Here is an 18,340-nt window from a genome sequence, read left to right as displayed (position 1 = left end):
AGGTCTCGTAGCCTTTAGGGCGTAATGTAGAATGTATTTAAACGTGTCGCGCCGGATATGTTTACAGCAATTAAACGGGGCGACTTTTCTTCGTTATTTCTTGGGGCTGTATTGGTGTAAATACAGTGTCTTATGGGACGCTTTGGCCTCATCGATATTAAACGAGGTCATGCAGTAGATAATACGTTGACGGATGCTATAGGGAATTTTCCTATAGCTGACCGGCTACAACTTGTTGCGTTATCAAATGGTGGAAAAAAATGCCAGACAGCTTAACTGACTGGCATTGCCTTTTTTTGGCTCAACTTTTGGTGCGCCGGCACCTACTGGATTAGCCGGTATCTTATTTGGACAAGAAGTAATCGGTGGTGCGCAATTGAAGGCTATAGACCCAGATCCCGAAGACCAACGCGTACTCCTTAAACATCGGCAGCGTGAGCAGATGGACAATAGAATCGCTTCCCATCCGGCTAACTGAGATCGTTACGCCTAACGCCAAGGCAAGAACGAAGCAAAGCGAGCTGCCCTTTTTCCTCGCGAAAAGCATCAATCCGCCTACGAACATCAGCAGCGCTACCGTGCAGATATTGAGAAACACCAAGATAGAAATGTCACCAAAACGTGCCTGCTCGAAACCTTCCTCTGCTACCCAAACGCCAGCTTGGATCAAGACGATGAAGCAGTAAAAGACGGTCATGAAGACGGGGGCGGGACGAGTGTTGTACCAAGGTTGGGGCATAGTTACTTCCATAGTGATGAGGCTCCTGGGGATTGCAGCCACGGGTTATAGGGCGATGGCTATGAATATGACGCAGGGCGACCTTGCCCGCGGCTCAGACCTGCAAGTGAAGCGCATCCGCCATGGCTTCAATCTCCTGTCGCATCCACAATTTCTGCAACCAATCGGAGGGAATAGCCTGCACCCCATAAAATGCCCCCGCTACCTGACCGACAATGGCAGCGGTGGTGTCAGCGTCGTCGCCCAGGTTCGTCGCGGTCAGCACCGCATCAGTGAAACTGTCCGTCTGATGAAAGCACCACAGCGCCGCTTCCAAGGAAGCCACCGAATAACCAGAGCCTGACACTTCACTACGACCTTTTCCCTGATAGGCCCCTTGGGCGAGCGCTATCACTTTGGCCTCGGTCAGTTGCTCGGACGCCACACGCAACACCTCCGTCTTTGAAGCGCCGTTCAATGCGTTGCCAATGACATCGGCTAACACTTGGCAACACTCCACCGCCTCTGTTGCCCCATGGGTTGTGCGTGAACTCAGAGCCGCAAAATCGCGAATGCGTTCGCGATCCGGATAAAAGAACAACACGACCGGTGCCAGTCGCATCAGCGAGCCATTGCCAGCCGTATCAGGAGCGGTATCCCCCGCGAAGGGGTTGCCATGGGACTGATAGCTTTCCAGTGCACCGCGAACGGTCATACCAATGTCAAAGCAATCGCCAGTGGAACTCAGATAACCCCAACGCCACCAATTGAGGTATCGGCCCATCTGGTCAGCCGCATCAAAACCACGCTTTTGCAACAGGCTCTCAGCCAGACACAAAGCCATCGATGTGTCATCGGTCCATTGGCCAGGCTTGAGACTGAAGGGGCCGCCACCGACCATGTCGGTCACAGGGGCAAAGGAATTCCGTGGCTGGAATTCAACAGTTGTGCCAACGGCGTCACCACATGCCAAGCCTAGTAAGCATCCGCGATAGCGGTCTGAAAGTGTCGGGGACATCCTGATTCCTTCTGTTCCGAGTTCGTCCGCGCAAGAGCAGCGTACAACCCGCGAGATCATAACGGCTGGGCATGCCCAAGGAACCTGATTGGCAAATCTTTTTTATCGAAAACACAACGTACATTCATTCGGCAGTTCCCCCCTCTCAAAACAAGTTGTACGATGACAGACGAGAACGTATCGCTAGCGTTCTCGCCACCTACAAAAATAAGGAAATCCCCATGAAAAAAACCACATTGGCCATCGGCTTCCTGTGCCTGTTCGGCGGCTACGCGGCGACAGCGTCTGCTTCGGCCGAGCAAGACGTGGCCCAGGCCGTCGACCATTTGACCCAAGCCATGCTGCACAAGGACATCCCACAACTTCAGGCACTGGCTGCCGAAAACCTGACCTACGGGCACTCCAGCGGTAACATCCAGGACAAGAAAGCCTTCATCGCCGACATCGAAACGGGCAAGAGCGCGTTCAAGACCCTGGAAATGCAGAATCAGAAGATCACCCTCTCGGGCGACACCGCCCTGGTGCGCAATCATTTCTCGGCCCAGGCGATCAAGGGCGGCGACATCGTGCCGACCGAAATCGAGAACTTCCAGATCTGGCAGAAACAGAAGAACGGCAAATGGCTGCTGATCGGTCGCCAGGCGTTCAAGTTCTGATAGCCGGTTGGCCGGAAATACCTCTGTGGCAGACGCTCACTTGAGGCGGCAGTGATACTCCGTGGCGAGGGAGCTTGCTCCCGCTTGAGTGCGAAGCGCTCATAAAAAAGGGCCGCTACGCAGCCCAGCGGGAGCAAGCTCCCTCGCCACGGGTCGCCGGTTGTTTTCCGCCTTAAATCGCGGCCCACTGCTCCCGGTACTGCAGCAGGAAATCCACAAACGCGCGCACCCGCTGCGGTACATACCGGCCGTGGGGATAGAGCAAGGTGAACGGACGTGAGCGCCCCGCGAAAGGCGCAAGCACCTCCACCAGTTGCCCGTTGGCCAACTCCTGTTCCACGATGAATTTGTAGGTCTGGAACAAGCCCGCGCCATGCTTGGCCAGCGTCACGCCGCCGAGCACATCGTCCGAACAGCAATAGCCCCCTTCGCCGAACACTTCCTTTTCCTTGCCCTCGACATTGAACAACCAGGAAATCCGTCGCCCGCTACTGGGCAATTCGAACTGGATGCACTCGTGGTCGTCCAGGTCTTCGAGAAGCTGCGGCGTGCCGGTCTTGCGCAGATAGTCAGGGGACGCGACCACCACCAGTTTTGCGTCTTCCAGCAGCCGGGCGATCATCGACGAATCGGGTTGGGCCCGCACCCGGATGGCAAGGTCATAGCCTTCGGCAACGAAATCGATGTTTCGATTGCTCAGGTGCAGGTCCACAGTCACTTGCGGGTACAGCGCCCGAAAGGCCGGCAGCAAGGGCAGGATGCGGTGATGACCGTAGGTGGTGGGCAGGCTGATGCGCAGTTGCCCGGACGGCACCGATTGCGCACCCATCATTTCCTGTTGCGCCTCGACCAGTTGCGTCAATGCCTGCCGGCATTGCTCGAAATAGGTCTTGCCGGCTTCGGTCAGGCGAATGCTGCGGGTGGTGCGCACGAAAAGCCGTGAACCCAGGCGCTCTTCCAGGCGAAAGATCGAGCGGCTCACAGCAGCCGGGGTAACCCCTGCCAACTGCGCCGCCGCCGTGAAACTGCCCGCCTCCGCCGCCAGGCAGAAAAGTTCTATGCTGCCCAACTGCAGGTCTTCGAAATGACGCTTCATGATTCATTACACCGCGTATCAACTGAAGTTTCCAAAGGCTTGTTTATCAGTCCGCGGCGTATAAATACAGTGGCCTTCCACCGCGCAGGGTTGTCCTGCGCTCATTTCCATCATTTGGAGTGCAACATGCCTTTCGTCAATGTGCGAATTACCCGAGACGGCGTCACCCGTGAACAGAAAGCCCAAGTGATTTCCGAGATCACCGAAACCCTCCAGCGCGTACTGGGCAAGGACCCGCATTTGACCCATATCGTGATCGAGGAAGTCGACACGGATAACTGGGGATACGCGGGGGTGACCACGACGGAGTTTCGAAGTCTTCCCAAGGAATAACGCTTTGCCCTCCCGAGCCCGGTCCAACTGACCGGGCTTTTTTCTGACAATCCTGTGGGAGCGAGCTTGCTCGCGATGGCGGTGTGTCAGTCAACATCAATAGCGACAGGCCTGACGCTATCGCGAGCAAGCTCGCTCCCACAGGGGTATGTGGCCTTGGTCATTAATTACATGACGTATCAACTCAAGTGCCAGCAGCCGTATTTATCAAACCCTGACGCATCAATACCCTGAGCTCAACCATCGCCAACACAGGCGCACCGGTTCAACTCAATGTGATCAGGAGTCAATCATGAGCCTCAATAAAACCGTCATCATCACCGGCGCTTCCAGCGGGATCGGCCTGGGTTTGGTCAAAGCGTTCCTGGGTCGGGGTTATAACGTGGTGGGCAATGCCCGCTCCCCGTCCGGCCTGGAGGCTGCCGCCGCCGACCTCGGCCACCCGGCTGGTTTCATTGGCGTGGCCGGCGACATCGCGGACCCGGCCACTTCAACCGCCCTCATCACCCAAGCCGTCGAGGCGTTTGGCGCCGTTGACGGGCTGGTGAACAATGCCGGTTTCTTCCTGCCAAAACCCTTCGTCGAATACAGCCCCCAAGACCTGGACGCGCTGCTGGACACCAACCTCAAGGGTCTGGTCTACGCCAGCCAGGCCGCTGCCGCGCACATGATCGGGCGCCAGCAAGGCTTCATCATCAACATTTCCGCCGCCGTGGCCCTGCAACCAAACATCCAGGTGCCAGCAGCACTGCCGGTGTTGATCAAGGGCGGCGTCAACCAGATGACCCGCGCCCTGGCCCTGGAACTGTCGCCCCACAACATCAAGGTCAACGCGGTCGCCCCCGGCATCATCGACACGCCCATGCACGACCCGGCTCATCGCGAGTTCCTCGACAACCTGGCCCCAGCCGGTCGCGTGGGCACCATCGAGGAAATTGCCGAGGCCGTGTTGTACCTGGCGGGCGCTGATTTCACGACTGGCGCGATACTGCCGGTGGACGGTGGGATGAGCACCGGCAAGTGGTAGAAAAAATGTGGGAGCGAGCTTGCTCGCGATGGGGCCTGGTCAGTCAATAGTTCATTGGCTGACCCGACGCCATCGCGAGCACGCTCGCTCCCACAAGGATTGCACGCGGCCTCAGAGGGTGTAGGAAATCCCGGCCTGCACGGTGCGCGGTGCGCCTGGGTAGGCATAGACGTTGCCGAAAGCGCCTTCTTCGTAGTCAGCGTCAAACAGGTTTTTCAGGTCCAGGTTGAGACGGATCCGCTCGTTGACCTTGTAGTAGCCGAGCAGGTCGACAACGGTGTAGCTGTCCATGGAAAACGCATTCGCCGCGGTCTGGCCGGCCCGTTCATCGACATAACGGGCGCCCATGCCCAGGCCCAAGCCCTTGAGGCCGCCGTCCTGGAATTCATAGACGTTGAGCAGGCTCAAGGTGTGTTCCGGAACGTTGAGCAGACGGGTGCCGGTCGGGATGCGGTTGTCCTTGGTCACTTCGGCATCGACGTAAGCGTAGCCACCGATCATGCGCCACTCGGGGGTCAGGTTGCCCGCCACGTTCAGGTCGAACCCACGGCTGCGCACTTCGCCGGCAGCCACGCTTAAAGTGGAATCCACCGGATCGCTGGTGAGCACGTTACGTTTTTCTATCTGGTAAATCGCCGCATCGACGCTCAACTGACGGTCAAGGGCCTCCCACTTGACACCCATTTCGTAGGACTTGCCCTCTTCCGGCTTGAATCCACCCCCCTGGCGACTACGCCCCGTGTTGGGTTTGAAGGAACGGGCCGTGTTCGCATAAACCGCCACGGTGTCGGTCAGGTCGTAGATCACGCCCAGGCGCGGAGTGGTGGCGTTATGGCTGGCATCCCAGTCCCCGTTGCGGGTGGTGAAGTTCTCGTACTGATGCTCGAACCGCTCGAAACGCGCACCGGCCAATAGTTTCAGGCGTTCGGTGAGCGCCACCTGGTCCTGGATGAACACACCCAGGGTCTTGAGGTTTTCCTGGTCGTTGGTCGGCGTGCGGGTCAGCGCCGGGCGCGACTGGCCATAGACCGGATCGAAGATGTCGATCGGGTAGGCACCGGTGCCGGCGGCGGAACGCTGGATAATGGACTGATAGTCGTAGTCTTCATACTCGATGCCCGTCAACAACGTGTGTTCCAAGCCCCCGGTGGAAAAATGCCCGGTGAGGTTGAGCTGGGTGTCGCGGTCGGTCCACTCCAGCTTGCGGTAGTTGAAGTTGCGACCCAGGGTGCGGCCATCGGCGGCGATGCCGTTGCCTTCCACCGCGTTGCCCTGCAAGGTGCCGTCGAGCCACTGGGTACCGCCGGCCAGGGTCCAGTCATCGTTGAGCATGTGTTCGAAGCGCACCTGCAGCATGTTGTTGTCGTTGTGCAGCTTGCCGGCGTCTTTTTCGCCGAAGAATGTATCGCGCGACGCAGTGCCGCGCTGGCCAGGGTAATGGGTCAAGCCACGGTCCAGGGGCGCATTGTTGCGCATGAAGTCGCCTTCGAAGGTCAGGCGCGTGGTGTCGTTGACCTGCCAGGTCACCACTGGCGCAACGCCGTAACGCTCGGTCTCGACGTGGTCGCGGAACGTGTCGCCGCCCTCGCCGATCACGTTCAGACGATAAGCCAGGCGCCCTTCTTCATCCAACGGACCGGACGCGTCCAGCGTACCGCGACGCATCCCCTGATCGCTGACCTGGCTGCCCAGCGTCACTGTGCGCTCGGCCAATGGCTGCTTGGACACCACGTTGAAGGTACCGCCCGGGTCGCCACGGCCGTACAGCATGGTCGCCGGCCCCCGCAACACTTCCAGCCGCTCGATGGTGTTGGCGTCCGGCATGTTCGGGTAGCCACGGTTGATCGGGAAACCGTTACGGTAGAACTCCCCAGTGGTGAAACCGCGTACGGTGAACGTGGTCAGGCCCTGGCCGCCGAAGTTATTGGCCCGGCCTACCCCGCCGGCATAATCAAGGGCATCTTGCAGGCGCGTGGCACCGAGGTCTTCGACAACATCGCGAGACACCACGGAAATGGATTGCGGGGTTTCATGGATAGCCGTGTCGGTACGGGTGGCGCTGGCCGAACGGGTGGCGTGATAGCCCTTCACCGGGCCCTGTGCTGATTCAAAGTCTGCAGTGCCGACAATGTCCGTGGCTTGCAGCTCAAGGGTCGCCGGGGTGGCAGGGGCTGGCTCTTGTGCCCAGGTGGAAACGGAGTAAGCCTGGAGCACACACAGTGAAACGAGAATCCGACGCATCGATGCACAATCCTAATGGAAAAAAAGCCACCCCATCGGGAGGCTGACAAGAATGTGTTGCGAAAGATACAGCAACTCATTCACGTTTGATATTTATTCCCATTAACGTCAGCTTTTTTTGTTGCCTGTCAGTCTGCTATCGCGAGCAAGCTCGCTCCCACAGGGGGATTGGGTGCAGTTCAACCTGTGTGAGCGAGCTTGCTCGCGATGGCGCCAGAACAATCCCCCATTGCCTATTGGCCCGCCGCTATCGACTCCTGCTCCACCCGCTGGAAGAACATCTGCGCACGATGATCCTGGGTATAAGCGACGTTCAACCGCAACCAGTCGCACGCCTCGCCCTGGGGCAGGAACGTCGAGCCCTGGGACAGTTGGATTTGCAGCTCCCGGGCGATCTGCTGCACCCGTTGTGCCGCCAGGCACCTAGGCCGGGTCCAGACGAACAAGCCTCCCATCGGCTCGGCAAATACCTCCCAGTGGGCCGGGTCCAATTGGCGCAGCGTACTTGCCATCTGCTTGTTCAGGCGCTGGCGCAAGCGCTGGATCAGCTTGCGATAAGCACCGTTGGCCAGCAACGTCGCCACCACGTTTTCAGCCAACAACGAACAACCGATGCCGGTAATCATCTTGACTTCGGCCAGGCGCTGGATGATCTCGGGATGGGCGACCACGTAACCGATGCGCAACGAACTGGACAGCGTCTTGGAAAAACTCGCCAGGTAGATCACCCGGTCCAGGGCATCCAGGGTGGCCAGGCGGGACGTCGGGCCATTCTGGAAATCGGCGTAGATGTCGTCCTCGATGAGACGAAAGTCATGGGCCGTCGCCAGTTGCAGCAGACGATAGGCCACGCTCGGCGCCAGGCTGGTGCCGGTGGGGTTCTGATACATGCTGTTGATGAAGAAATACGAGGGTTTATGCTCGCCGAGAAGCTGCTCCAAGTGGGCGATGTCCGGGCCTTGCGTGGTTCTTGGCACCGCCACGGTCTTGACCCCATGCAGCTTCAGCAGATTGAACAGGTTGTAGTAGCCGGGGCTTTCCACCAGCACCAGGTCACCGGGCTTGAGCAAGGTGCGCACCAGCAGGTCGAGGCCCTGGCTGGCCCCTTGGGTGGTGATGATTTGCGCCGGGTCGACATGGATATCGATCAGGCCCAGGCGCTTTTGAATGTGCAGGCGCAGATGAGGTGAGCCCAACGGGGTGCTGTAGTTGAACAACGCGTGGCTGTCGTTGCGCACCACTTGGCGGATCGCCTGGCCCAGGTCGGTGTCATCGCGCCAGGCATCGGGCAGCCAGCCGCAACCGAGCTTGAGCTGCGTCGATTCATTGTCGAACAACCGCCACGGTGCGTTATCCGCTTCAGGTGCAGGCTCCACCGGCTGGGCCAACTGCTGCGCGACAAAAAAACCCGCGCCATGCCGGGACTCCAGCACCCCGCTGGCGACCAGTTGGTCGTAGGCCTTGATCACGCTCGACTGGCTCAGGCCGTTTTCCCGGGCCAGTTGACGAATGGACGGCATACGCGCGCCGGGGCGGATGCCATGAGCGTTGATCCAGCCCATGAGGTGCGTCACGAGCTGCCGGATCACGGGCTCGGCAACGTTGCGATCGATCTTCAGGTCCACGGCCGGCACTCTTGGCTAAGTGTTCTCGAATTTTGAGCGAACAGTTAAGCACAAATGGCCTGGGGCTGTTCCTTGTTTGCGCTGTGCCCGGCAGTGATAGTCCCCGGGACTTCAATGCACACCCTTAAAGGAACACCCTTGAACCCATCGCGTCGACATTCCTGGGGGCTGGCTTTCGGCCTTTGCCTGATCACCCTCGCGGTCAACCTGCAGGCGCCGCTGTACACCACCTACGCGCAGTTGTCCGGCTACGGGGCTGGCGCCACGGCGGTGGCGTTTTCCGGTTATGTACTGGGCGTACTGCCTGTCCTGCTGGCGTTCGGCGGGCTGGCCGACCGGGTGGGACGCAAGCCGTTGATCCTGGTCGCGCTCGGGCTGTCGATGCTCGCGACGCTGGTGACACTGCTCTGGCCATGCCTGGAGGCGCTGGGCGTAGCGCGTCTGATGATGGGGGTCGGCACAGGGCTGGCCTCGGCCACATCAACCGCCTATATGGCCGAGCTCATGGCGACCCGCGATCCCCGCTCGCCCGCCAACCGGGTCACCGCAAGCACCTCCCTGGGCTTTGGCCTGGGCGCGGCGTTGACCAGTCTGTTCCTGTTCGTCCATCACAGCGCCACGCCTGGCAGCTTCTGGTTGCAGCTGATATTGGCCACCCTGGCGATCGTCGTGGTCTGGCGGCTACCGGACCCGGCGCTGAAAATCAAAGACGCACCGCTGCTGCGCCTACCTGTGTTTCCCGCCGGCAGCCTGCCCTACAGCTTTTCCATGCTGTTGGCATGGGCGACGTCGGGCCTGGTTATCGCCATATTGCCCTCGGTACTGGCGACCCACGACTTGCAGCGTTGGTCGGGCCTGTCGACCTTCACGGTCATCAGTTGCGGCTTGCTGTTCCAGCCCTGGGCGCGGCGCATGCAGCCGGCCAGGGCCACGGGCTTGGGATTGCTGATCCTGCCGTTGAGCTACGCCTTGCTGGCCTGGGGTGCGAGCGTCGGCTCCCTGCTCGCCGTGCTGCTGGGAGCACTGGGCGCCAGCAGCGCTTGCTACGGTTTCCTGTACCTGGGCGGGTTGTCAGCCGTCACGGCCATGGCCGGCGCGGAAAAAGCCAGGGTCAGCGCCGGGTTCTTCCTGTTCGCCTATGTCGGGTTCAGTCTCCCGGTGGTGGTGACCGGTTTGTTGGCAGATTATTTCGGTGCCGATGTGGCACTGGTTTTATTCGGCCTGGCGCTGACTGTCGGCGCGTGCATCACTGGATTGATCATCGTCCGGACGCAGGCCGATGCCACCCAACTGTCCCACGGTTGAACCCAGTTACTCTAGGGTGAGGGATTTGTCTGTGGGAGCAAGGCTTGCCCGCGATGCAGGCGCCTCGTTTTCCCTGCGACCGCATCGTCTTCATCGCGGGCAAGCCTTGCTCCCACATAAGCGTCTTCGCCACAGGTGTCGCTCGAACTGGGCGCGACGACCACCCCGCGAAAGTCGTATACCATATCCCCACCTAAGCCGAACGACCCGCCGCCGTGACTTTATCCAAGTTCAACCTGCCTGACCTGGGCAACACCCCTTCCACCTCGGAGATCATCACCCGCCACCTGCGCGATGCCATCGTGGCCGGGCACTTTGCCGAGGACGAGCCGATTCGCCAGGATGACATCGCCCGGCAGTTCAACGTCAGCAAGATCCCCGTGCGCGAAGCCCTCAAGCGTCTGGAGGCCGAGGGCCTGGTGATGTTCCAGCGCAATCGCGGGGCAATGGTGACGCGCATTTCCGAGGCGGAGCTGGCGCAGATGTTCGAGGTACGGATGTTGCTGGAAGACAAAGTGCTGCGCCTGGCAATTCCCAACATGACCGAAGCCACCTTCACCCGTGCCGAAAGCATCTGCCGGGAGTTCATCGGTGAAGACGACGTAGGGCGCTGGGCGGAACTGAACTGGCAACTGCATGCCTGCCTCTACGAACCGGCGCAACGGCCCTTCATGGTGGGTTTGATCCGCTCGGTCCACGACAAGCTGGAGCGCTACTTGCGCATGCAGATGAGCCTTTCGGCGGGCAAGGAGCGCGCCGATCACGAGCACCGGGAAATCATCAAGGCCTGCCGCGCCGGTGATGTCGAGCGCGCCGTGATGCTGCTGGACGAACACATCGCCGGGGTCTGCGAGACCTTGTTCAAGTTCCTGCCTTCAAGCCATTGATGGGCCGGCACTGTGCCGATTTCGTCATCGGCGACAGATAAAACCATCAAGCCGTCACCCCCGGGCGCGGGCCACGCTTGCCGTCACTCATCTGAACGGACGTGGCCCTCCCATGAAACGCATCACCGTGATCGATTCCCATACCGGCGGCGAACCGACCCGACTGGTCACCGACGGTTTTCCTGACCTGGGCCAGGGCAGCATGGCCGAGCGCAAGCAACGCCTGGCCACGGACCACGACGCCTGGCGCACCGCCTGCGTGCTGGAACCCCGGGGCAGCGATGTGCTGGTGGGGGCGCTGCTCTGTGAGCCGGTGGACCCGAGCGCCTGTGCGGGCGTGATCTTTTTCAATAACAGCGGCTACCTGGGCATGTGCGGCCACGGCACCATCGGCCTGGTGGCGTCATTGGCCCACCTGGGCAGGATCGGTCCCGGCGTGCACAGCATCGAAACCCCGGTGGGCACGGTACAGGCCACCTTGCACGAAGACCGCTCGGTCAGCGTGCGCAACGTGCCGGCCTACCGTTACCGCAAGGCCCTGGCGCTGGAGGTGCCTGGCATCGGCCAGGTGGTGGGCGACGTGGCCTGGGGCGGCAATTGGTTTTTCCTGATCGCCGAACATGGCCAACACGTGGCCGGCGATAACCTCGACGCGTTGACTGCCTACACCTACGCCGTGCAGCAAGCCTTGGAACAGCAGGGTTTTCGCGGCGAGGACGGCGGCCTGATCGACCACATCGAACTGTTTGCCGACGACCCGCAAGCCGACAGCCGCAACTTCGTGCTCTGCCCGGGAAAGGCCTATGACCGCTCGCCGTGCGGCACCGGCACCAGCGCCAAACTGGCGTGCCTGGCGGCCGATGGAAAACTGCAACCCGGCCAGATCTGGCGCCAGGCCAGTGTCATTGGCAGCGAGTTCGAGGCTTCCTACGAGGGCTCGGGCGAGCGCATCGTGCCGACCATTCGCGGCCGCGCCTATATCAGCGCCGAAACCACACTGATCATCGAAGCGGATGACCCGTTCGCCTGGGGCATTCGTCCGTGAGCGAGGGCCAGGTCGCCGACGTGATCATCATCGGTGCCGGCATCATCGGCGCTGCCTGCGCCCGGACATTGGCCCAACGCGGCTTGAAAGTCCTGGTGCTGGACGCTGGTTGGCACGGCGCGACCGCGGCCGGCATGGGCCATCTGCTGGTGCTGGATGACAACCCGGCGGAACTGGCCCTGAGTCAATATTCCCTGCAACGCTGGCGCGAGCTGGCCCCGGCCCTGCCCGAGGCCTGCGCCTGGCGCAACAATGGCACCCTGTGGCTGGCGGCCAATGCCGAAGAAATGGCGGTGGCCCATAGCAAATACCTGAATCTGCTGGCCCATGGCGAAGCCTGTGAATTGATCGGCCATGCCGCGCTGCATCAGCGTGAGCCCGAGCTGCGCCCGGGGCTGGAAGGCGGGCTGCTGATCAAGGGTGACGGCATTCTGTACGCGCCGGCGGCGGCTCGCTGGATGCTGGACGCGCCCAACATTCGCCAGCAACGGGTGCAAGTCAGCGAAGTCGACGGTCATCGCGTGCGCCTCGACGACGGTCGCTGGCTGAGCGCCGAAGCGGTGGTCCTCGCCAATGGCATCCAGGCCACTGAATTGTGCCCGGAGTTGCCGATCGTGCCAAAGAAAGGCCACCTGCTGATCACCGACCGCTACCCCGCCACCGTCACCCATACCCTGGTGGAACTGGGCTATGTCACCAGCGCCCATAACGCCAGCGGGCCGTCGGTGGCGTGCAATATCCAACCGCGTCCGACCGGGCAATTGTTCATCGGCGCCTCGCGGCAGTTCGACACCGTCGACCCGCAGGTGGAAGGCTGGATGCTGGCGAAGATGCTCAAGCGCGCCGTCGATTACCTGCCGGGGTTGGCACATCTGAACGGCATCCGGGCCTGGACCGGTTTTCGCGCAGCGAGCCCCGACGGTTTGCCGCTGGTAGGCGAGCATCCGCAGCGCAAGGGGCTGTGGCTGGCGGTGGGTCATGAAGGCCTAGGCGTCACCACAGCGCCCGCGACGGCCGATTTGCTGGTTGCACAGTTGTTCGACGAAACCTCGCCACTGCCCGTGCAGCCTTACCTGCCGCAGCGTTTCCTGGGAGAACCTGTCCATGCCTAAAGCCCGACAAACATCCCTCGCCACAGGTTTGGGGGGTGCTTCTGACATTCGCTTAGCCAAGGAGGATTGGCCCCATGCCTGATCTATTCCTCGACGGCCGCCCGCTGTCAGTCGCCAACGGCACCAGCGTCGCGGCAGCATTGGCGCTAGGCGCGGACGGTTGCAGCCGTACCTCGGTCAGCGGCCAGCGACGTGCTCCCCTGTGCGGCATGGGCATCTGCCAGGAATGCCGCGTGCTGATCGACGGCCATCGACGCCTGGCCTGCCAAACCCTCTGCCTCGACGGCATGCAGGTGCAGACCCGACCATGAACGAAACCACCGACCTGCTGATCATCGGTGCCGGCCCCGCAGGCATGGCCGCCGCCCTCGCCGCAGCCAGCAGCGGCGCGCGCATCGTGCTGCTGGACGACAACCCGCTGCCCGGTGGGCAGATCTGGCGCGACGGCCCCCAGGCCAACCTGCCCAGCGCCGCCCGACGCCTGCGCGAGCAACTGCGTACCCATGCCAACATACGCTGCCATTCTGGCACCCGCGTGATCGCCTGCGCGGCGGATAAAACCTTGCTGGTGGAAGATGCCGAGCGCGGCTGGCAGATCAGCTACGAGCGCCTGATTCTCTGCACCGGTGCCCGCGAACGGCTGCTGCCGTTTCCCGGTTGGACACTCCCCGGCGTGACCGGGGCTGGCGGCTTGCAGGCGCTGATCAAGGGGGGCTTGCCGGTGCGCGGCGAACGGCTGGTCATCGCCGGCAGCGGCCCCTTGTTGCTGGCCAGCGCCGCCACCGCGAAGCATCACGGTGCACAGGTGTTGCGCATCGCCGAGCAGGCCAGTCGCACCGCTGTCGCCGGTTTCGCCGCGCAACTGCCGCGCTGGCCGGGGAAGTTTTACCAATCGCTCAGTCTGTTCGACCGGCACTACCGCACCGACACCCATGTGGTGGAGGCGCTCGGTCGGGATCGGCTCGAGGGCGTGCGCCTGCAGCAACAAGGCAGGACGATTGAGTTGGCCTGCGACCGGCTGGCCTGTGGCTTTGGGCTCATTCCCAATATTCAGCTGGGCCAGGCCCTGGGCTGCGCGGTTGAAGACCAGGCGCTGGCGGTTGACACCTGGCAAGCCACCACCCGCGTCGAACATTACGCCGCCGGAGAATGCACTGGTTTTGGCGGCAGCGAACTGGCGCAGGTGGAAGGCGCCATCGCCGGCCATGCCGCCGTCGGCGATAGCACAGCTGCCCAGCAGCTGTGGCCGCGCCGCGCCCGTTGGCAGGGTTTCGCCGAGACATTGAACAAGGCCTTCGCCCTCGATCCACGGCTCAAGACCTTGGCCCGCAACGACACCTTGGTCTGCCGCTGCGAAGACGTACCGTATGGCGAACTGGTCGGCCACGAAAACTGGCGCGAAGCAAAACTGGCCAGCCGCTGCGGCATGGGCGCCTGCCAAGGCAGGGTGTGCGGCGCAGCCCTGGAACACCTGTTCGGCTGGACACCGCCCACACCCCGCCCGCCCTTCAGCCCGGCGCGAATCGAAACCTTGCTGAACCTGGAAGAAAGCCCACCCACCTGAACCCACACAAACTCTTCTGTGGAAGCGGGCTTGCTCGCGAATGCGGCGGCATATCCAGCATCGATGCAAGCAGACCCAGCGCCATCGCGAGCAAGCTCAGCTCCCACAGGGGATGTGTGGTGGACGCCAGACTTGTGAAGACCCGAGTCAATGTGGGAGCAAGGCTTGCCCGCGAAGGCATCGGGACATTCAACATCAATGCAAGCAGACCCACCGCTATCGCGAGCAAGCTCAGCTCCCACAGGGGATTTGTGGTGGACGCCAGACTTGTGAAGACCCGAGTCAATGTGGGAGCAAGGCTTGCCCGCGAAGACATCGCGACATTCAACATCAATGCAAGCAGACCCACTGTAGTGGTCAACTTTTTCCGGACACCTCAATCGGTGTTTTTCAGGCTGCTTGCCGCTCATACTGATTGGGCGGCAAATAGCCCAAGGATGAGTGCATTCGCCTTTCGTTATAGAACCGCACAATGTAGTCCGTGATGTCCTTGATCGCTTCGCCATGGTTGGCGTAATCCTTCCTCCAAACACGCTCCATCTTCAGATTCAAGAAGAAGCGCTCCATGACCGCGTTGTCCCAGCAGTTACCCCGGCGACTCATGCTGCAGCGCATTCCATGCCGCGTCAGCAAGTCCTGGTAAGCAGTGCCCGCATATTGGCTGCCTCGATCCGAATGCGCGGTCAGACCCGGTTCAGGTTGTCTCTGCGCGATGGCCAGTTGCATCGCACTACACACTAACTCTGCCCGCATGTGCGGTGCCATGGCCCAGCCCACGATCTTGCGTGAGTACAAATCCATGACGGCCGCCAAGTACAACCAACCACTTCGGGTGCGGATGTAGGTGATGTCAGCGACCCATGCCTGGTTGATGCGCCCGGGGTTGAACTGGCGATTGAGTAGGTTCTCAGCCACCGGAAAATTGTGATTGCTGTCGGTGGTATGAACGAACTTACGCTTCCAGATCGGACGCAAATCCTGTTGTTTCATCAGGCGACGGACCTTGTGTCGTCCGATGGACACGCCATCGCCGCACAGTGCTTTCACCAAACGACGGCTGCCGTAACAGTGCTCATAGGACACGAATGCAGCCTTGACCTGGGCCGCAACCGAGCAGGCAGGTTTTGGCTTCAGGCGCCGCTGACGAGCTTCATAGAAGCCCGAACGACTAATCCGCAACACCCGGCAGACACGCGCCACCGGGTAGGCCTTGCATTGTATTTGGTGAACCAGACGATGGATCACTTCAACTCGCGGGCAAAGAAGGCCGTAGCTTTTTTTAATATTTCATTGTCCGTCTTCAGCTCGCGGACTTGCTGTTCAAGCTGGCGAATACGCTGTTGCTCGCTGGTCAATGGCTTACCAATCCCTGCACCGCCCAATTGCTCGGCTTGGTACTGCTGAACCCAGCGGCGCACGGCCGTGTCGCTCAAGCCTAAGTCTGTACAAACTGAATTCACACTGAGGCCTTGATCGACAATCATCTTGCAGACCTTCAGCTTGAAATCGGGGTCGAACTTTCTGTACTTCTTGGTCATGAAATATTCCTCAATAGGTGTAGTTTCACCTATTGAGGTGTCCGGGGTCATTAGACCAGCTCAAACCGCTATCGCGAGCAAGCAGCTCCCACAGAGGATGTGTGGTGGACGCCAGACTTGTGAAGACCCGAGTTAATGTGGGAGCAAGGCTTGCCCGCGAAGACATCGCGACATTCAACATCAATGCAAGCAGACCCACCGCTATCGCGAGCAAGCTCAGCTCCCACAGGGGATGTGTGGTGGACGCCAGACTTTTGAAGACCCGAGTGTCAATGTGGGAGCGAGCTTGCTCGCGATGGCGGCGTGACAGGCAGCACATTTTCGATTGACACTCCGCCATCGCTCCCACAAAAAAGACGACGCCGGCCATGTACCCCTCGCTCACCTCCTTCGCCCCCTGCGACCTCGACACCCTGCTGCGCAGCCTGCAGCCCATCGCTCCGTTGCTGGACACCCTCGCGGACGTGGTGTTTTTCATCAAGGACAAGCAAGCCCGCTACGCCTTCGTCAACCAGACCCTGGCCCGGCGCTGCGGTTTCAAACACAGCGGCGACCTGCTCGGCCGCACCGCCGAACAGGTGTTTCCCGAGCGCTTCGGCCCGCTGTACACCGAACAGGACCGCCGGGTGCTGGCCAGCGGGAGGGAGTTGGCCGACCAGCTCGAACTGCATTTGTATTACGGTAACCAGCCCGTATGGTGCCTGACCCGCAAGCTCGCCCTGCACGATCCAAACGGCCAGATCGTCGGCCTGGCCGGTATTTCCCGCGACCTTCAACTGCCGCAATCGAGCCATCCGGCGTTCCACAAACTGGCCGCGGTGGACGCCCATATCAAGCACCACTTCGCCCGCCCCATCAGCCTCGCCGAGCTGACCGCCATTGCCCAATTATCGGCGGCGCAACTGGAGCGGCACTGCAAACGTATCTTCCAACTCACGCCGCGTCAGATGATTCACAAGGCACGACTGGAAGAAGCCTCGCGGCTGTTACTCGACAAAGACCTGCCGATCACCGAGATTGCCCTGCGCTGCGGTTACACCGACCACAGCGCCTTCAGCCGCCAGTTTCGGGCCCTGACCAGCCTGTCGCCCAGCCAGTATCGCGAGAATCAACGCTGATTCCTGTTCCCTGATGGGGCGTCGGGCCCCGTGGTTGCTCCCATCTGTAACACCCCACCCCAGCACCGCCTCCTTGCCCTGCTTGTTACCGCCCGGCATGAAAGCCTCTAGACCAGCCCTGCGGTGGCATTACTGCCGCTCTGCCAGAAACAGGCACGCTGATTGCTTATCTAATATCGTATACGAAATCCTCAATACGATATCTCACCGCACTTATTCGACAGCGAGGCACTTATGAAAAACCCTGCATTGGCCGTAGCCCTCAGCGTTGTTCTCACCCCGCTTTTCATCGCCCCCGCCCACGCTGACAAGCTCGATGACATCATCGGCTCCGGCAAGCTGCGTTGCGCCGTGACCCTGGACTTCCCGCCCATGGGCTTTCGCGACGAAAGCAACAAACCGGCGGGATTCGACGTGGACTATTGCAACGATCTGGCGAAGGTCCTCGGTGTAGATGCCGAAGTGGTGGAAACCCCATTCTCCGACCGAATCCCCGCGCTGCTGTCCGGCCGCGCCGATGTCATCGTCGCCTCCACATCCGACACCTTGGAACGGGCCAAGACCGTGGGCTTGACCGTGCCCTACTTCGCCTTCCAGATGGTCGTGCTGACCCGCGACAACACCGGCATCAACAGCTACGCCGACCTCAAGGGCAAAGCCCTGGGCAACACCAGCAGCACCTATGAGGCCATCGCCCTGGAGAAGGACCAGAAGAGCTGGGGCAGCGGCAGCTTCCGCGCCTACCAATCGCAGAACGACACCTTGCTGGCCGTCGCCCAGGGGCACATCGATGCCACCGTGGTGACCAACACCGTGGCCGCCGCGACCCTCAAGTCGGGCAAGTACAAGGGCCTGAAGATCGCCGGTGACGCGCCCTACGTCATCGACTACGTGTCCCTCGGCGCCAAGCGCAGCGAATACGGCCTGCTCAACTACCTCAACCTGTTCGTCAACCAGCAGGTGCGCACGGGTCGCTACAAGGAACTGTTCGTCAAATGGGTGGGCACCGACATCCCGCCGGCCAACCTGACCGTTCCCCAGGTCTATTACTGAGGAT

General features: G+C 61.0%; 17 protein-coding genes. 11 read left to right on the top strand and 6 right to left on the bottom strand.

Annotated features, from left to right (window positions below; all coding sequences use genetic code 11):
- Positions 1–343: 343 nt before the first annotated feature.
- Positions 344–739 (bottom strand): hypothetical protein, encoded by a 396-nt coding sequence (locus KI237_RS13405; RefSeq protein ID WP_212800600.1) that lies wholly within the window; start codon positions 737–739, stop codon positions 344–346.
- A 94-nt stretch (positions 740–833) separates the two neighbouring features.
- The gene (locus KI237_RS13400) at positions 834–1,736 is read right to left on the bottom strand and encodes an ADP-ribosylglycohydrolase family protein (RefSeq protein ID WP_212800214.1); all 903 of its coding nucleotides are present in this window, start codon (positions 1,734–1,736) and stop codon (positions 834–836) included.
- A gap of 221 nt (positions 1,737–1,957) precedes the next feature.
- Here KI237_RS13400 and KI237_RS13395 point away from each other — a divergent pair, with 221 nt between their 5' ends.
- Positions 1,958–2,392, top strand: a complete 435-nt coding sequence (locus KI237_RS13395; RefSeq protein ID WP_212800213.1) for a nuclear transport factor 2 family protein — start codon at positions 1,958–1,960, stop codon at positions 2,390–2,392.
- Positions 2,393–2,564: 172 nt separating this feature from the next.
- On the opposite strand, the gene KI237_RS13390 is transcribed toward KI237_RS13395, so the two are convergent.
- A complete protein-coding gene (locus KI237_RS13390; RefSeq protein ID WP_212800212.1) occupies positions 2,565–3,488 on the bottom strand; it encodes a LysR family transcriptional regulator in 924 nt (307 codons plus the stop codon).
- A 126-nt stretch (positions 3,489–3,614) separates the two neighbouring features.
- Between KI237_RS13390 and KI237_RS13385 the strand changes: the two genes are divergently transcribed.
- The gene (locus KI237_RS13385; RefSeq protein WP_212800211.1) at positions 3,615–3,821 is read left to right on the top strand and encodes a tautomerase family protein; all 207 of its coding nucleotides are present in this window, start codon (positions 3,615–3,617) and stop codon (positions 3,819–3,821) included.
- 292 nt (positions 3,822–4,113) lie between these two features.
- Positions 4,114–4,848: an SDR family NAD(P)-dependent oxidoreductase gene (locus tag KI237_RS13380; RefSeq protein WP_212800210.1), complete on the top strand. Its 735-nt coding sequence runs from the start codon at positions 4,114–4,116 to the stop codon at positions 4,846–4,848.
- Between the two features lie 111 nt (positions 4,849–4,959).
- On the opposite strand, the gene KI237_RS13375 is transcribed toward KI237_RS13380, so the two are convergent.
- Together KI237_RS13375 and KI237_RS13370 are read right to left on the bottom strand one after the other, a co-directional pair.
- A complete protein-coding gene (locus tag KI237_RS13375; protein ID WP_212800209.1) occupies positions 4,960–7,089 on the bottom strand; it encodes a TonB-dependent siderophore receptor in 2,130 nt (709 codons plus the stop codon).
- A gap of 233 nt (positions 7,090–7,322) precedes the next feature.
- Positions 7,323–8,714, bottom strand: a complete 1,392-nt coding sequence (locus KI237_RS13370) for an aminotransferase-like domain-containing protein (protein WP_212800208.1) — start codon at positions 8,712–8,714, stop codon at positions 7,323–7,325.
- A gap of 138 nt (positions 8,715–8,852) precedes the next feature.
- Between KI237_RS13370 and KI237_RS13365 the strand changes: the two genes are divergently transcribed.
- The 6 genes from KI237_RS13365 to KI237_RS13340 all read left to right on the top strand — a co-directional run bounded on the left by KI237_RS13365 (position 8,853) and on the right by KI237_RS13340 (position 14,627).
- Positions 8,853–10,019, top strand: a complete 1,167-nt coding sequence (locus KI237_RS13365) for an MFS transporter (RefSeq protein WP_212800207.1) — start codon at positions 8,853–8,855, stop codon at positions 10,017–10,019.
- Between the two features lie 215 nt (positions 10,020–10,234).
- A complete protein-coding gene (locus tag KI237_RS13360) occupies positions 10,235–10,906 on the top strand; it encodes a GntR family transcriptional regulator (protein ID WP_212800206.1) in 672 nt (223 codons plus the stop codon).
- A gap of 112 nt (positions 10,907–11,018) precedes the next feature.
- Entirely contained in the window at positions 11,019–11,951 is a 933-nt protein-coding gene (locus KI237_RS13355; protein ID WP_212800205.1) for a 4-hydroxyproline epimerase, read from the top strand.
- On the top strand, positions 11,948–13,063 hold the full coding sequence (locus KI237_RS13350; RefSeq protein WP_212800204.1) for an NAD(P)/FAD-dependent oxidoreductase: 1,116 nt from the start codon (positions 11,948–11,950) through the stop codon (positions 13,061–13,063). Before KI237_RS13355 ends, KI237_RS13350 begins: the two co-directional genes overlap by 4 nt.
- Positions 13,064–13,137: 74 nt before the next feature.
- Entirely contained in the window at positions 13,138–13,374 is a 237-nt protein-coding gene (locus KI237_RS13345) for a 2Fe-2S iron-sulfur cluster-binding protein (protein ID WP_212800203.1), read from the top strand.
- Positions 13,371–14,627, top strand: a complete 1,257-nt coding sequence (locus tag KI237_RS13340; protein WP_212800202.1) for an NAD(P)/FAD-dependent oxidoreductase — start codon at positions 13,371–13,373, stop codon at positions 14,625–14,627. The genes KI237_RS13345 and KI237_RS13340 overlap by 4 nt, the downstream gene beginning before the upstream one ends.
- 390 nt (positions 14,628–15,017) lie before the next feature.
- On the opposite strand, the gene KI237_RS13335 is transcribed toward KI237_RS13340, so the two are convergent.
- Positions 15,018–16,165, bottom strand: a protein-coding gene (locus KI237_RS13335) for an IS3 family transposase (protein ID WP_212799811.1) whose coding sequence is annotated in 2 segments (ribosomal slippage) — positions 15,018–15,910 and positions 15,910–16,165 — 1,149 coding nt in all. Because the reading frame shifts where the segments join, the coding sequence is not laid out codon by codon here.
- Between the two features lie 368 nt (positions 16,166–16,533).
- On the opposite strand from KI237_RS13335, the gene KI237_RS13330 reads away from it, so the two are divergent.
- Positions 16,534–17,283 (top strand): AraC family transcriptional regulator, encoded by a 750-nt coding sequence (locus KI237_RS13330; RefSeq protein WP_212800201.1) that lies wholly within the window; start codon positions 16,534–16,536, stop codon positions 17,281–17,283.
- Between the two features lie 234 nt (positions 17,284–17,517).
- Positions 17,518–18,336, top strand: coding sequence for an ABC transporter substrate-binding protein (locus tag KI237_RS13325; RefSeq protein WP_024616202.1), 819 nt, complete (start codon positions 17,518–17,520; stop codon positions 18,334–18,336).
- Positions 18,337–18,340 lie beyond the last annotated feature (4 nt).

The organism is Pseudomonas sp. St316 (assembly GCF_018325905.1).
GTDB lineage: Bacteria > Pseudomonadota > Gammaproteobacteria > Pseudomonadales > Pseudomonadaceae > Aquipseudomonas.
The sequence above is the reverse complement of the archived record's forward strand: the minus strand, read 5'-3'. Positions and strand labels throughout refer to the sequence as shown.